Source organism: Intestinibacillus sp. Marseille-P6563, assembly GCF_900604335.1.
In the GTDB taxonomy this organism is placed as follows: Bacteria; Bacillota; Clostridia; order Oscillospirales; family Butyricicoccaceae; genus Butyricicoccus_B.
The window spans coordinates 741,822-754,783 of sequence record NZ_UWOD01000001.1; the positions used below are offsets into that span (position 1 = coordinate 741,822).

Below are 12,962 nucleotides of genomic sequence, written 5' to 3' on the forward strand. Positions count from 1 at the left end.
ATAAAATTAATAAAGTACAAGATTTTTTGAGGAGGAATTTTGTTATGAAGTTTGTATGTTCTGTTTGTGGTTATGTTCATGAAGGCGATTCGGCTCCGGCAGAGTGCCCGGTTTGCCATGTTGGTGCAGACAAGTTCATCGCACAGGGCGAGGAAAAGACTTGGGCTGCTGAGCACGTTGTAGGTGTTGCTTCGGACGTTCCGGAAGACATCAAGGCTGACCTGCGCGCAAACTTTGAGGGCGAGTGCTCTGAAGTTGGTATGTACCTGGCAATGGCTCGCGTAGCACATCGTGAAGGCTATCCGGAAATCGGCCTGTACTGGGAGAAGGCTGCTTACGAAGAAGCTGAGCATGCTGCAAAGTTTGCAGAACTGCTGGGCGAAGTTGTTACCGCTTCGACCAAGAAGAATCTGGAGATGCGTGTAGAAGCTGAGAACGGTGCTACCGCTGGTAAGACCGATCTGGCTAAGCGTGCAAAGGCTGCAAACCTCGATGCAATCCATGACACCGTTCATGAGATGGCTCGCGACGAGGCCCGTCACGGCAAGGCTTTCGAGGGCCTGCTGAAGCGTTACTTCAACGCCTAATCTGGATAAATTCAGAACTTTTGAGAGGGAATCAGGAAACTGATTCCCTCCTTTTCTATTCCGGATTACAAAAAAACCATCAACAGAAACTGTTGATGGTTTTTTTCACTTGAGAAGCTTATCCTTCTTTCTTGACCATTCCCAAACGTCCTGCCTGCCGGCAAGTCAGCAAGATGATCTGCCGCTCACTCGAAAGGGCCTGCAAAAGACGAAGTCCACGCTCCATGCGCTTATTGTCCCAAGTCAGGAAAGGATCATCCAGCAACAGCGGAATGCTCTCCCGCCCGGTAAGCACCTGGCACACAGCCAACCGCAAGGCAAAGTAAAGCTGATCCCGGGTACCGGAGGATAACCGCAAAGCATCCAACAGCGTACCATCTTCGCCTGCGCAGCGAGCGCGCAACGAAGCATCCAATTTGACTTCCTTATAATTGTCATTGGTCAAATAGGCCAAATACTGTTGCGCCAGTTCGGTGATCTGGGGAGAAATCCGTGCACTGAGTGCAGCATTTTGAGATTTGATCGTATCCTCAGCCAGCTTGAGTGCATCCAGCTGCATTTGTACCCGTTCCAACGCGGCTTTCGCGCTCACGCGCGCAGCATTCCATTCGGCTGCGCTGCCGAGCACCTGAGCCTGTCCCTGCAAACGGGACAACTCATGCTGTGCTGCTTCTGCTGCATGCCGCGCCTGCGAGGCTTGCGCACGCAGTTGATCGACCTCACCCTTTTGTGCAACGTCTCCTTCTGCAACGTCGCGATGAGTCCGCTTAATTTCCACTAAAATGTCCTGTAATTTGCTCTGTTCCCGGCGTAATGCCTGCCAGTCATCGCGCGCCGCACGAATCCATTCGCCTGCCTGTTCAATGGTCTTAGCCTGTGGCCACAGCTTTTGCGCTGCACGCAAAGCGGTATCATATTCCTCTTGCAAAACCGAGGCTGCCATATGTTGATCGCCTACGGTTTGGTTATGTTCCATCGCAATTTTATGGCGGGATTCATCATAATCCTCATCCACATCTTCCAGGCGCGGTACACTGCCCAAGAAAGAAATGAGCAAAGATGCCGCCGCCATTGCCGACAAAACATAGGGCATAAAGGTAGTCAGAGGGCCCCAATTGATATCTGCCAATACGGTCGCAGCCGCCGCAGCTGCCAGGAAAAAGGCCAGAATCAGTGCAGGCCAACGTACACGGGGCCGGGTGATTCGGTTGCGCTTGACTTCTTCCTTGCTCTTGCGTTCATCAACCTGCCGCAATGCATCCTTAAAATTGGAGTCTACCAACGGCATGCCCTTCCGCTTGTCACGTTCCAGTCGAACGGCGCCTTCATATCCATACAGCGCTTCTTCGGCTTCCCGCAGAAGTGCTTCATCAGGCAAACCATCCTTTAAATTGCGGATGCGCTTTTCGCTGTCCTTTTTGAGGATCTGCAAACGGCTCTCCTCGCCGACCATTTGTCCGGCATAGGCCAAATAGACCTTTTCATATTTTTGATGGAGCTGCTCTGCCTGCGCCTGTAAGCGCTTGGCCTTTTCCTCCTGTTCGGCAATCTCCTTTTCGAGCGCAGAAATTTCGGCCAGGCGCTTGTCTGCCGCGCGCCAATCGGCTTCCAACTGCGGCTGCTCGCCATGTCCATTGCCCGAATTAAGGTCCAACCGCCAACGCGCTAACGTCTTAAGCGCTGTACTGTACCGGGCATTGGTGTCGCCTGACTGCGCCATACTCAAAATCAGTTCATTCAGTTCGCTGGATGGACGGGTCATATCCAGCCCATCGATCATGGCGCTGGATAAAAAGGCGTCTTCCCCCATCCCCAACAGCACCTGTCCACAGTTACGGGCTGTCAACAACGTGCAAAGTTCCCCGGTATCCTCATAAAACGCCTGAAAGCCCTGCATCAGGCCCGACCGGTTGCTCTCCCGCACAATCGTCACCGGTCGCCCGGTAAATTCCACGGTCATCCGCCCGCTCATCGGTTTGCCATCCTGCGGATAATAGCGCGTCTTATCGGACAACGCATTGACAGTATCCCGCCGGGCTGTATTCAGACCATAAAGCATCACGCGGATAAACGCGCACAATGTCGTTTTGCCCCAGCCATTGGGCAGCACACGGCAGCACAATCGATCGGTAAAGTCGATTTTCTGCCCGTTTAGATTTCCAAAATGCCCCTGTATCGATAAAATCTTCATGGAATTTTCTCCAAGATCCTTGATTTCTATAAATTCGCCGTTTCTGCGGCTTTATATTAAAGTATAGCATATTTCTCTGCCGCTTCGCAATGCCACTGGACAGGAAATCCATCCTATCCACATATTTTGTATGGTATATAGTATGTATCACTCTTGCAGCAAAGCCCGATACAAAAATTCTTTGGATCGACTCGATTTTGCTGTTGATTTTTTCGAACTAAATTGCTACAATAATAACACGGTTCTTGAAAAGGGATAGTAGAAAGCGGAAAGGAATGTACTTATGAAAGCAAAGAGACTCTTCAGCCTGCTTCTGGCGGGCGTTATGACATCCACCCTGCTGGCAGGCTGCGGCGGCAACGATACCCCGGCAGCTTCGGCTTCCGGCGCTTCTTCTTCGGCTGCGGACAGCGATCTGGCCAAGGTTCAAGAAGCTGGCAAGCTGAAAATCGGTTATACGGTTTATGATCCCATGAACTATACCGATCCGGACACCGGCGAATTTACTGGTTTTGATACCGAGTTTGCACAGGCTGTGTGTGAGAAACTGGGCGTCGAACCGGACTTCATTGAAATCGTTTGGGATACCAAGCAGATCGAACTGGAAGGCGGCAACATTGACTGCATCTGGAACGGCATGACCATCACCGATGACCTCAAGGCAGCCATGTCGATCTCTGACCCCTATGTGCAGAACACCCAGGTCGTTGTGACCAAGACCGAAAACAAGGATACCTACTCGGACTATTCCAACCTGATCGGTAAGACGGTTGCTCTGGAAGCCGGCTCGGCTGCACAGAGCGTGGCCGAAGAAGATGAAAACCTCAGCCAGGCTAATCTGGTAACCGTCAGCAAGCAGACCGATGCGCTGCTCGAAGTCAAGTCGGGTACCGCTGATGCAGCGATTTTCGATAAGACCATGGCAGAAAACATGATCGGCGAAGGCACTGACTTTGCTGACCTGACCATCTGCGGCGTGTTCCACGAGGAGCAGTACGGCATTGGCTTCCGCAAGGACAGCGATCTGTGCGACAAGGTCAATGAGATCATGGCGGAACTCAAGTCGGATGGCACCCTGCAAGCTCTTGCCGACAAGTACGGCCTGACGCTGGCAGAATAACCAATTTTTCTGAAAATTTTTGATCAAACGGGACAGCTTTACGGCTGCCCCGCTTGGTTTTGTTTGGAGGCATCACCAACATTATGAATCCGTCGGTTATTTTTTCCGAGCTACTGAAGTCCTTTGGCATCAATACTACAATCTTTTTTGCCACATTGTTGATTGCTTTGCCCCTTGGACTGATCGTGGCATTTGGTGCGATGAGCCGGTTCCGTCCTCTGGCGTATCTCGTCAAGGTCTTTGTATGGATCATCCGCGGCACACCGCTTATGCTGCAAATCATCTTTATTTATTATGGTCCGGGTCTGCTGCACTGGGGCCAGCCTTGGACCCCCATGGGCGCAGACGGCCGCGTTGTCGCGACCTGTGTGGCGTTTGCCATCAACTATGCCTGCTACTTTTCCGAGATCTTCCGCGGCGGCATCCAGTCCATCCCGCGCGGCCAGTATGAAGCCGGTCAGGTGCTCGGTATGACCCGCAGCCAGATCTTTTTCAAAGTCACACTCTTGCAGGTCATCAAGCGTGTCATCCCGCCGATGGGCAACGAATTTATGACACTCATTAAAGATACCGCACTGGCCAACATCATTGCAACCAAGGAAATCATCATGATGAGCAAGGAGTTCATCAACCGCGGTCTGATCTGGCCGCTGTTCTCGACCGCGATCTTCTTCCTGGTCTTCTGCGGCATCCTGACCCTGCTGTTCGGTTGGCTGGAAAAGAAAATGGATTATTTCCGTGTATAAGGAGGAGCCACAATGCCGATTTTAGAAGTCAAAAATATCAACAAGAGCTTTGGCTCCACCAAGGTCCTCAACGACATCAGCTTTTCGCTCGAGCGCGGCCAGGCGCTGGCCATCATCGGTTCGAGCGGTTCGGGCAAGACCACCCTGCTGCGCTGCCTGAACTTTCTGGAGACCCCTGACCATGGGCAGATCATCGTCGATGGCGAAACCCTATTCGATGCTGCCAGCCGTGCCTCTCAGACCGATGCCGAAATCCGCAAAAAGCGTCTGCATTTTGGCATGGTGTTCCAGTCGTTCAATCTCTTTCCGCAGTATACAGCGCTGGAAAATGTAATGCTGGCCAACTTGCTGCTCGCCAAAAAGCAGCCCGACTATAAGAAGAATAAGCGGGCCATTCTGGAAAAGATCGAGCACGAGGCCATGGACCTGCTCGAGCAGATGAGCCTGGAAGGCCGGATGAGCCATTATCCGCACCAGCTTTCCGGCGGCCAGCAGCAGCGCGTCGCCATCGCGCGGGCGCTGGCGATGAAACCCGACATCCTTTGCTTTGACGAACCGACCTCGGCGCTTGACCCGGAGCTCACCGGCGAAGTGCTCAAGGTCATCCGCACCCTGGCCGAAAGGCATACCACCATGGTCATCGTCACGCATGAAATGTCGTTTGCGCACGATGTAGCCGACCAGATCGTCTTTATGGACGGCGGCGTGATTGTGGAGCAGGGAACCCCGGAACAGGTCTTTGAACATACCCAAAATGAGCGGACACGCACATTCTTGAGTAGATTTTCGCAAAATTCCTAGTTTCCCTCGCAGAACCAAAAATTTATTGGCGAAAACCTCTAATTTTAGTTTACAAATTCACAGGTTTACGGTAGAATAGGGGCATGTACAGCAATCCGGTACATGCCCTTTCTCTTGTTGCCGAATATTTTCTGGCGCGTTTTTGTTATTTTGTGTTGAAGTCTTGGCGCGTTTTTGCTACAATAGAGTTAGCGTTCCGGGGACATGTTCCGGCAGGACTTCCCCGCTCGTTTGACAACCTTGTTAAAACGCCCGGCCAGGGCCTTTTATACAACAAAATTTTTTCAAATTGGAGATGTTTATTATGGCTATGGATTCTTTTAGCGCGTCCCTGATGAAGGACAAGAGAGAAATCATCATCGCCCCCACCATCTACAAGTTCGCAAACTTCGGCGAATTTGCACAGGAGTTCTCTCTGGGTGAGCGCGACGTCGTTCTGACCAACGAATTCATTTACAAGCCCTTCATGGAGCAGTACAACCTGGCTTGCACCTACGTGTTCCAGGAGAAGTTCGGCGCTGGCGAACCGTCCGAAGCGATGATCGAGACCATGTACAAGGCCATCCCGTATGATTCCTACGACCGCGTTATCGCCATCGGCGGCGGCGCAATCATGGACCTGTGCAAGCTGCTCGGCTGCAAGCGTCCGACTTCGGTTCATGAGCTGTACTTCAAGCGTGAACCCGTTGTACATGAAAAGGAAGTTATCGCCATCCCGACCACCTGCGGTACCGGCTCTGAGTGCACCAACATCTCGGTTGCGATCGTTAAGGACGAAAAGGACGGCAAGCTGACCGGCGGCGAGACCAAGCTCGGCCTGGTTTCCGACGACATCATCCCGAACAAGGTATGCCTGATCCCGGACCTGCTCAAGACCCTGCCGTACAAGCCGTTTGCTGCTTCTGCAATCGACGCTCTGATCCATGCGACCGAGTCCTTCCTGTCCCCGCATCGTAAGACCACGACCTCTGAGATGTACTCGGTTAAGGCCATGGAAATGATCCTGGAAGGCTTCCGCCGCATCGCTCTGGAAGGCCCGGACGCTCGTCTGGATTACCTCGGCGAGTACGTGACCGCTTCGCTGTTTGCCGGCATCGCTTTCCTGAAGGCTGGCTGCGCAACCGTACACGGCATGAGCTTCCCGCTCGGCGGCACCTACCATGTACCGCATGGCGAATCCAACTATGCTCTGTTCAGCAAGATCCTCGAGATCTACAACGAGTATCAGCCGGAAGGCGAACTGGGCAAGTTCAAGGAGATCGTTGCTCGCTGCCTGGGCTGCACCAAGGACGATGCACTGCGCACCCTGAATGTAACCCTCGAGAAGGTTCTGCCGCTCAAGCCGCTGCATGAGTATGGCTTCAAGGAAGAGGACATCAAGGGCTTCCCGGTATCCGTTATGGAGAACCAGCAGCGCCTGATCACCAACTCCTACTGCCCGATGACCCTCGAGCTGATGGAGCGCATCTACCGCGAGTGCTATTAAGTTTTTGACCCTGTGACGTGAGCCGAGGGGGCGGACGATTTCCGTCTGCCCCCTCTTTATCCACCACAGGATAAAGGATATTGAAAAGAGGGAGAAACGAGAGACGCCCCTCAACCGCCCGTTTGCGGATATGAGCGTGCGAACTTCAGGAGTTTTCTTCTTGCAAACGGTCGACCCGGCGGCATACGCCCGATCCTTAGCGTGCGGCGCCGCACAGCCGCGCCCGCCGTCTTTTTTCATCGATCGTCTGGAAACAAAAAATCTTGGAGGTACATGAAACCATGATGACCAAAGACCAATACATTGAGAGCCTTCGCAAACTGCGCCTGAACCTTTGGATGTTCGGCAAAAAGATCGAAAATCCGGTGGATGATCCGATCATCCGTCCGTCCCTCAACTCCTTTGCTGCAACCTATGAACTGGCAGAGGACCCGCAGTATGAAGACCTGATGACGGCTACCAGCCACATCACTGGCAAGAAGATCAACCGCTTCACCCACATGCATCAGTCGACCGACGACCTCATCAAGAAGGTCAAGATGCAGCGTCTGCTGGGCCAGAAGACGGCTGCTTGCTTCCAGCGCTGCGTGGGCATGGATGCTATGAATGCGGTATTCTCTTCGACCTATGAGATCGACGAGGCTTGCGGCACCAAGTATCACGAAAACTTCCTCAAGTTCCTCACCCGCGTACAGGACGAAGACCTGGCAGTTGACGGTGCCATGACCGATGTCAAGGGCGACCGTGGCCTGGCTCCGTCCAAGCAGGCCGATCCGGACCTGTTCCTGCATGTTGTAGAGCGCACCGCAGACGGCGTATACGTTACCGGTGCCAAGGCACACCAGACCGGCTTTGTCAACAGCCACGAAGTGCTGGTTATGCCGACCATCTCCATGCGTGAAGGCGACGAAGATTACGCCATCTCGTTTGCAGTTCCGACCGATTCCGAAGGCATCACCCTGATCTATGGCCGTCAGTCGTGCGACACCCGTAAGCTGGAAGAGTACAACGACATCGACGTTGGCAACAAGGTTTACGGCGGTCACGAAGTTCTGGTTGTATTCGACCGCGTATTCGTTCCCAATGACCGCATCTTCCTCAACGGCGAAGTGAAGTTTGCCGGTATGATCGTAGAGCGTTTCGCAGGCTACCATCGTCAGTCTTACGGCGGCTGCAAGGTCGGCGTAGGCGACGTGCTGATCGGCGCCACCGCCCTGGCCGTGGAAATGGCTGGCGCTGCAAAGGCATCGCATGTCAAGGACAAGCTGATCGAAATGACTCACCTCAACGAAACCCTGTACTGCTGCGGTATCGCTTGCTCGTCGCAGGGCTCCAAGACCAAGTCGGGCAACTACCTGATCGACCTGCTGCTCGCCAACGTCTGCAAGCAGAACGTTACCCGCTTCCCGTATGACATCGCTCGTCTGGCACAGGATCTGGCTGGCGGCGCGATGGTTACCCTGCCGTCCGAGGCAGACTACCGTCATCCGGAACTGCATAAGTACATTGACAAGTACTTCCGCGGTGTAGACAGCGTGCCGACCGAAGACCGCATGCGTGTCCTGCGCCTGATCGAAAACATGACCATGGGTACCGCTGCTGTCGGCTATCTGCCGGAGTCCATGCACGGTGCTGGTTCGCCGCAGGCTCAGCGCATCATGATCGCTCGCCAGTCCAACATGGAAATGAAGAAGGCGCTAGCTAAGAAGATCGCTCGCATCGACTAATTTCCAATTCTCCAAACCGATATAGGCACTCTTGGCGTTTTCCAGAGTGCCTATCTTGTCGGTTTCACCCTCTCTTTCAAGGAAAATGAGATGCTCAAGTGTACGGTAAAATTTTGCGGCGGCTGCAACCCCCGGTATGACCGTGGGGAAGCGTACCGCCGGATCCGCGAATGTCTGTCGGGCGTGGCACAGTTTTCTCTGCCCGAAGACGGCGTGTCGTATGATATATTGGTCATTCTGCGCGGCTGCACCGGCTGCGAATACCTTTATGAAGAGATTCAGGCGACCCACCGGCTGATCTCGGTCTGCGCCGAGGACATTGACCGCATCATTCGCGAAATCCAAACCTTATCACAACGTTAAGAAGGATTGATTGACATGAAGAAAGTTCAAATTCTGACCGCTGAGGAAGCCGTCAAGAAGGTGCAGGACGGCGATACCATCGCAACCGGCGGCTTCGTAAGCTGTGCTTGCCCGGAAGCGCTGTCCATCGCACTGGAAAAGCGCTTTCTGGAAACCGGCCATCCGAAGGACCTGACGCTGTTCTTTGCAGCCGGTCAGGGTCACCGCGATGGCACCGGCGGCGACCACTACGGTCATGAAGGCATGGTCAAGCGTGTCATCGGCGGCCACTGGGACCGCGCGCCCAAGCTGGGCGATCTGGCACTGGCCAACAAGATCGAAGCCTATAACCTGCCGCAGGGCGTTATCTCCCATATGTATCGCGACATTGCAGCGCACAACATCGGTACCATTACCCATGTTGGCCTGAAGACCTTTGCGGACCCGCGCAACGGCGGCGGCAAGCTTAACGAGTGCACCAAGGAAGATCTGGTCAAGATCGTCAACATCGAAGGCCAGGAACGCCTGCTGTACAAGGGCTTCCCGATCAATGTCGTATTCCTGCGCGCTTCCTACTGCGACGAATACGGCAACTGCACCGTACATAGAGAAATCGGCCCGCTGGACGTTACCGCAATGGCACAGGCGTGCAAGAACTCGGGTGGTAAGGTCATCATTCAGGCTGAAAAGATCGTACAGGGCGGTTCGCTCGATCCGAAGCTGGTTGCTATCCCGGGTATCTACGTTGACTGCGTGGTCATCGGTACCGATGAAGAAAACATGCAGTGCTTGGGCATGCCGTACGACGGCGCACTGACCGGCGAATTCCGTATCCCGGTCGATGCCATCCCGCCCATCCCGATGGATGCTAAGAAGATCATCGCTCGTCGTGCAGCGATGGAACTGCCGCCGGATGCAATCGTCAACCTGGGCACTGGTGCTCCGGAAAAGATCGCAAACGTAGCAGCCGAAGAAGGCATCTCGGATAAGATGACCCTGACCGTTGAGGCTGGTTCGATCGCTGGTGTTCCCTACGGCGGCACCCAGTTCGGCGCTGCGGCAAACGCCATGTGCATCATTCCGCATAACGTACAGTTTGACTTCTATCAGGGCGGCGGCCTGGACGTTGCATTCCTCGGTCTGGCTGAAACCGCACCCAACGGCGACCTGAACGTATCCAAGTTTGGCACCCGTCTGGCAGGTGCTGGCGGATTCATCGACATCACCCAGAACGCCAAGAAAGTTGTTTACTGCGGTACCTTCACCGCCAAGGGCCTCAAGACCGAATGCCAGGATGGCAAGCTGGTCATCACCCAGGAAGGCGCCAAGAAGAAGTTCGTAAACAAGGTTGAGCACATCACCTTCTCGGGTGATTATGCAAATGAAGTGCATCAGCCGGTTCTGTATATCACCGAACGTTGTGTCTTTGAACTGCGTCCGGAAGGCGTAACGCTCATCGAGATCGCACCGGGCATCGATCTCCAGACGCAGATCCTCGACCAGATGGAATTTGAGCCCAAGATCGCTTACCAGGCAGACGGCACCATCAAACTGATGGACGCCCGCATCTTCCAAGACAAACTGATGGGTCTGGCCAACGACTAAGTCGATTTTTGGGTTATTTTGACCATTTGATCGAATTGGTTTTTGTACGAGGTGACGAAATTGTTAAATATATAACAATTTCCTCTTCCCAAGGCTCCCATTGTTTGATAAAATAATAACGAAGCAAGGGAACATTTCCCTTCTCGTATATTATCCCCGGCCTTTGGCCGCAAAAAAAAGGAGACGAGTCCAATGAACGTTTATATCTGCTCTGCTGCCCGTACTGCAATCGGTACCTATGGCGGTACGCTCCGTGACGTATCCGCTGCAACCCTTGGCGCTACTGCTGCATCTGCTGCCATCGAGCGTGCTGGCATCGACAAGGAGATCATTGACGAAGTACTGTTCGGCCAGGTACTCCAGGGTGGCGTTGGTCAGAACGTGGCCCGTCAGGTTATGGTAGGCGCTGGTCTGCCGCTGACGACTCCGGCTATGACGCTGAACAAGGTTTGCGCTTCTTCGATGCGCGCCATTTCTCTGGGTTCCCAGATCATCCGCTCTGGCGAAGATCAGGTTATGCTGGTCGGCGGCTGTGAGTCGATGTCTGGTGCACCGTACGTTTCCCGCAACACCCGTTGGGGCGCTCGTATGAACGACGTCAAGCTGGTGGATATGATGGTTTACGACGGCGTGTTCGACGTATTCAATCAGTACCACATGGGTGTAACCGCAGAAAACGTTGCCGAAAAGTATGGCATCACCCGCGAAATGCAGGACCAGATCGGCTACGAATCCCAGATGAAGGCTGCTAAGGCAATCTCTTCTGGCCGTTTCAAGGACGAGATTGTTCCGATTGAAGTAAAGAAGAAGAAAGAAACCATTGTATTCGACACCGACGAGCACTGCCGTCCGCAGACCACGCTGGAAGGCTTGGCAAAGCTGCGCCCGGCATTCAAGAAGGATGGCACGGTTACCGCTGGTAACGCATCGGGCATCAACGATGCAGGTGCTGCTATGATCATCGCATCCGAAGACTTTGTAAAGGCTCATGGTCTCAAGCCGCTGGCTAAGATCCGTGCCTTTGGTTCGGTTGGCTGTGATCCGTCCATCATGGGTATTGGTCCGATCGAGTCGACCCGTCAGGCACTGAAGCGTGCTGGCCTGACCGTTGCAGATCTGGATCTGGTCGAATCCAACGAAGCTTTCGCGGCGCAGGCAGCTGCTGTAAATCGTGAACTGGGCTTTGATATGGATAAGGTTAATGTAAATGGCGGTGCAATCGCACTGGGCCATCCGATCGGTGCCGCTGGCTGCCGTATCTCCACCACGCTGCTGTATGAAATGATCAAGCGTGATGCGACGATCGGCCTGGCTACCATGTGCATCGGCGGCGGTATGGGCGAAGCGCTCATCGTCGAACGCGACGAACTCTGCAAGTAAAAAATAGGAACTAGGGGGCATTTTTATGTCCCCTAGTTGTCAACCTAAAACCTGTCAGAGTTCTCTCCATTTTGTCGCTCAGCCCCACAAGGGCTGGCTTATATATTGACATCATTTTTGAAGGGAAGTCTTATCATGACGGATGTAGTAATCGAAAAACAAGGTCACGTTGCTGTCGTTAAGATCGAGCACATGAAGGCTATGAATGCTCTGTCTACCGACATGTATGCGCAGCTGGAAGAGGCGTTTGACCAACTGGCCACGATGGATGATGTTTACTGCGTAATTCTGACCGGTTCTTCCACGGTCAACAAGAAGGGCAAGACGGTCAACTCCTTTGTAGCTGGTGCAGATATCGCCGAGATGTCCACCAAGACGGTTGCAGAAGGCAAGTTGTTCGGCAACGAATCCAACCGTGTTTGCTGGAAGATCGAGAACTTTAAGCGCCCGGTCATCGCAGCGATCAATGGTTTCTGCCTGGGCGGCGGCTGCGAACTGGCGATGTCTTGCGACATCCGTCTGGCTTCTGAGAACGCAATGTTCGGTCAGCCGGAAGTAGGCCTGGGTATCACCCCGGGTTGCGGCGGCACCCAGCGTCTGGCTCGCCTGGTCGGCATGGGCAAGGCCAAGGAGATGCTGTACACCGCACGCGGCAACTACTCGGCACAGGACGCGCTGAACATGGGCCTGGTCAACTATGTATACCCGCTGGAAAGCCTGATGGACGAAGCCATGAAGCTGGCTCAGGAGATCGCCGCACAGGCTCCGATCGCTGTGGCTCTGGTCAAGGAAGCGGTCAATGTTGGTATGCAGACCGACCTGAACTCCGCGCTCAAGTTTGAGGGCAACTGCTTCGGTCAGTGCTTCGCGACCGAAGATCAGAAGTATGGCATGACTTGGTTCCTGGACAAGAACAAGGACAAGCCGGCTAAGGAATTCAAGAACAAGTAATCTTTCATCAACGCAGTCAGAGAGAT

11 protein-coding genes are annotated in these 12,962 nt (G+C 53.7%); 10 read left to right on the top strand and 1 reads right to left on the bottom strand.

Going from position 1 to position 12,962, the window contains the following annotated elements; all coding sequences use genetic code 11:
* The first annotated feature begins 44 nt into the window (after window positions 1-44).
* On the top strand, window positions 45-587 hold the full coding sequence (locus EFB11_RS03895) for an NADH peroxidase (protein ID WP_122789017.1): 543 nt from the start codon (window positions 45-47) through the stop codon (window positions 585-587).
* 118 nt (window positions 588-705) lie between these two features.
* Here the strand turns inward: EFB11_RS03895 and EFB11_RS03900 are convergent, their stop codons facing one another.
* On the bottom strand, window positions 706-2,778 hold the full coding sequence (locus tag EFB11_RS03900; protein ID WP_122789018.1) for an ATP-binding protein: 2,073 nt from the start codon (window positions 2,776-2,778) through the stop codon (window positions 706-708).
* A 283-nt stretch (window positions 2,779-3,061) separates the two neighbouring features.
* Here EFB11_RS03900 and EFB11_RS03905 point away from each other — a divergent pair, with 283 nt between their 5' ends.
* The 9 genes from EFB11_RS03905 (at window position 3,062) to EFB11_RS03945 (ending at window position 12,936) form a co-directional block, all read left to right on the top strand.
* Complete coding sequence (locus EFB11_RS03905) at window positions 3,062-3,898, top strand: transporter substrate-binding domain-containing protein (protein ID WP_122789019.1); 837 nt, start codon at window positions 3,062-3,064, stop codon at window positions 3,896-3,898.
* Between the two features lie 83 nt (window positions 3,899-3,981).
* Window positions 3,982-4,644 carry an amino acid ABC transporter permease gene (locus EFB11_RS03910; RefSeq protein WP_122789020.1) on the top strand — a complete coding sequence of 221 codons (663 nt, stop codon included), beginning with the start codon at window positions 3,982-3,984 and terminating at the stop codon, window positions 4,642-4,644.
* Window positions 4,645-4,656: 12 nt separating this feature from the next.
* Complete coding sequence (locus EFB11_RS03915; RefSeq protein WP_122789021.1) at window positions 4,657-5,445, top strand: amino acid ABC transporter ATP-binding protein; 789 nt, start codon at window positions 4,657-4,659, stop codon at window positions 5,443-5,445.
* Window positions 5,446-5,749: 304 nt separating this feature from the next.
* Window positions 5,750-6,931, top strand: a complete 1,182-nt coding sequence (locus EFB11_RS03920; RefSeq protein ID WP_243115158.1) for a 4-hydroxybutyrate dehydrogenase — start codon at window positions 5,750-5,752, stop codon at window positions 6,929-6,931.
* Window positions 6,932-7,212: 281 nt separating this feature from the next.
* Window positions 7,213-8,658, top strand: a complete 1,446-nt coding sequence (locus EFB11_RS03925; protein ID WP_122789022.1) for a 4-hydroxyphenylacetate 3-hydroxylase family protein — start codon at window positions 7,213-7,215, stop codon at window positions 8,656-8,658.
* A gap of 90 nt (window positions 8,659-8,748) precedes the next feature.
* On the top strand, window positions 8,749-9,021 hold the full coding sequence (locus EFB11_RS03930) for a hypothetical protein (protein ID WP_122789023.1): 273 nt from the start codon (window positions 8,749-8,751) through the stop codon (window positions 9,019-9,021).
* A gap of 15 nt (window positions 9,022-9,036) precedes the next feature.
* Entirely contained in the window at window positions 9,037-10,605 is a 1,569-nt protein-coding gene (locus EFB11_RS03935; RefSeq protein WP_122789024.1) for an acyl CoA:acetate/3-ketoacid CoA transferase, read from the top strand.
* Between the two features lie 147 nt (window positions 10,606-10,752).
* The gene (locus EFB11_RS03940; RefSeq protein WP_279220536.1) at window positions 10,753-11,985 is read left to right on the top strand and encodes an acetyl-CoA C-acetyltransferase; all 1,233 of its coding nucleotides are present in this window, start codon (window positions 10,753-10,755) and stop codon (window positions 11,983-11,985) included.
* Between the two features lie 135 nt (window positions 11,986-12,120).
* Entirely contained in the window at window positions 12,121-12,936 is an 816-nt protein-coding gene (locus EFB11_RS03945; protein WP_122789026.1) for an enoyl-CoA hydratase-related protein, read from the top strand.
* Window positions 12,937-12,962 lie beyond the last annotated feature (26 nt).

Coding starts and splice junctions, on each gene's coding strand:
- EFB11_RS03915 (WP_122789021.1), top strand. CDS start 4,657: ATGCCGATTTTAGAAGTCAAAAATATCAACAAGAGCTTTGGCTCCACC.
- EFB11_RS03945 (WP_122789026.1), top strand. CDS start 12,121: ATGACGGATGTAGTAATCGAAAAACAAGGTCACGTTGCTGTCGTTAAG.
- EFB11_RS03900 (WP_122789018.1), bottom strand. CDS start 2,778: ATGAAGATTTTATCGATACAGGGGCATTTTGGAAATCTAAACGGGCAG.
- EFB11_RS03935 (WP_122789024.1), top strand. CDS start 9,037: ATGAAGAAAGTTCAAATTCTGACCGCTGAGGAAGCCGTCAAGAAGGTG.
- EFB11_RS03910 (WP_122789020.1), top strand. CDS start 3,982: ATGAATCCGTCGGTTATTTTTTCCGAGCTACTGAAGTCCTTTGGCATC.
- EFB11_RS03905 (WP_122789019.1), top strand. CDS start 3,062: ATGAAAGCAAAGAGACTCTTCAGCCTGCTTCTGGCGGGCGTTATGACA.
- EFB11_RS03930 (WP_122789023.1), top strand. CDS start 8,749: ATGCTCAAGTGTACGGTAAAATTTTGCGGCGGCTGCAACCCCCGGTAT.
- EFB11_RS03895 (WP_122789017.1), top strand. CDS start 45: ATGAAGTTTGTATGTTCTGTTTGTGGTTATGTTCATGAAGGCGATTCG.
- EFB11_RS03925 (WP_122789022.1), top strand. CDS start 7,213: ATGATGACCAAAGACCAATACATTGAGAGCCTTCGCAAACTGCGCCTG.
- EFB11_RS03920 (WP_243115158.1), top strand. CDS start 5,750: ATGGCTATGGATTCTTTTAGCGCGTCCCTGATGAAGGACAAGAGAGAA.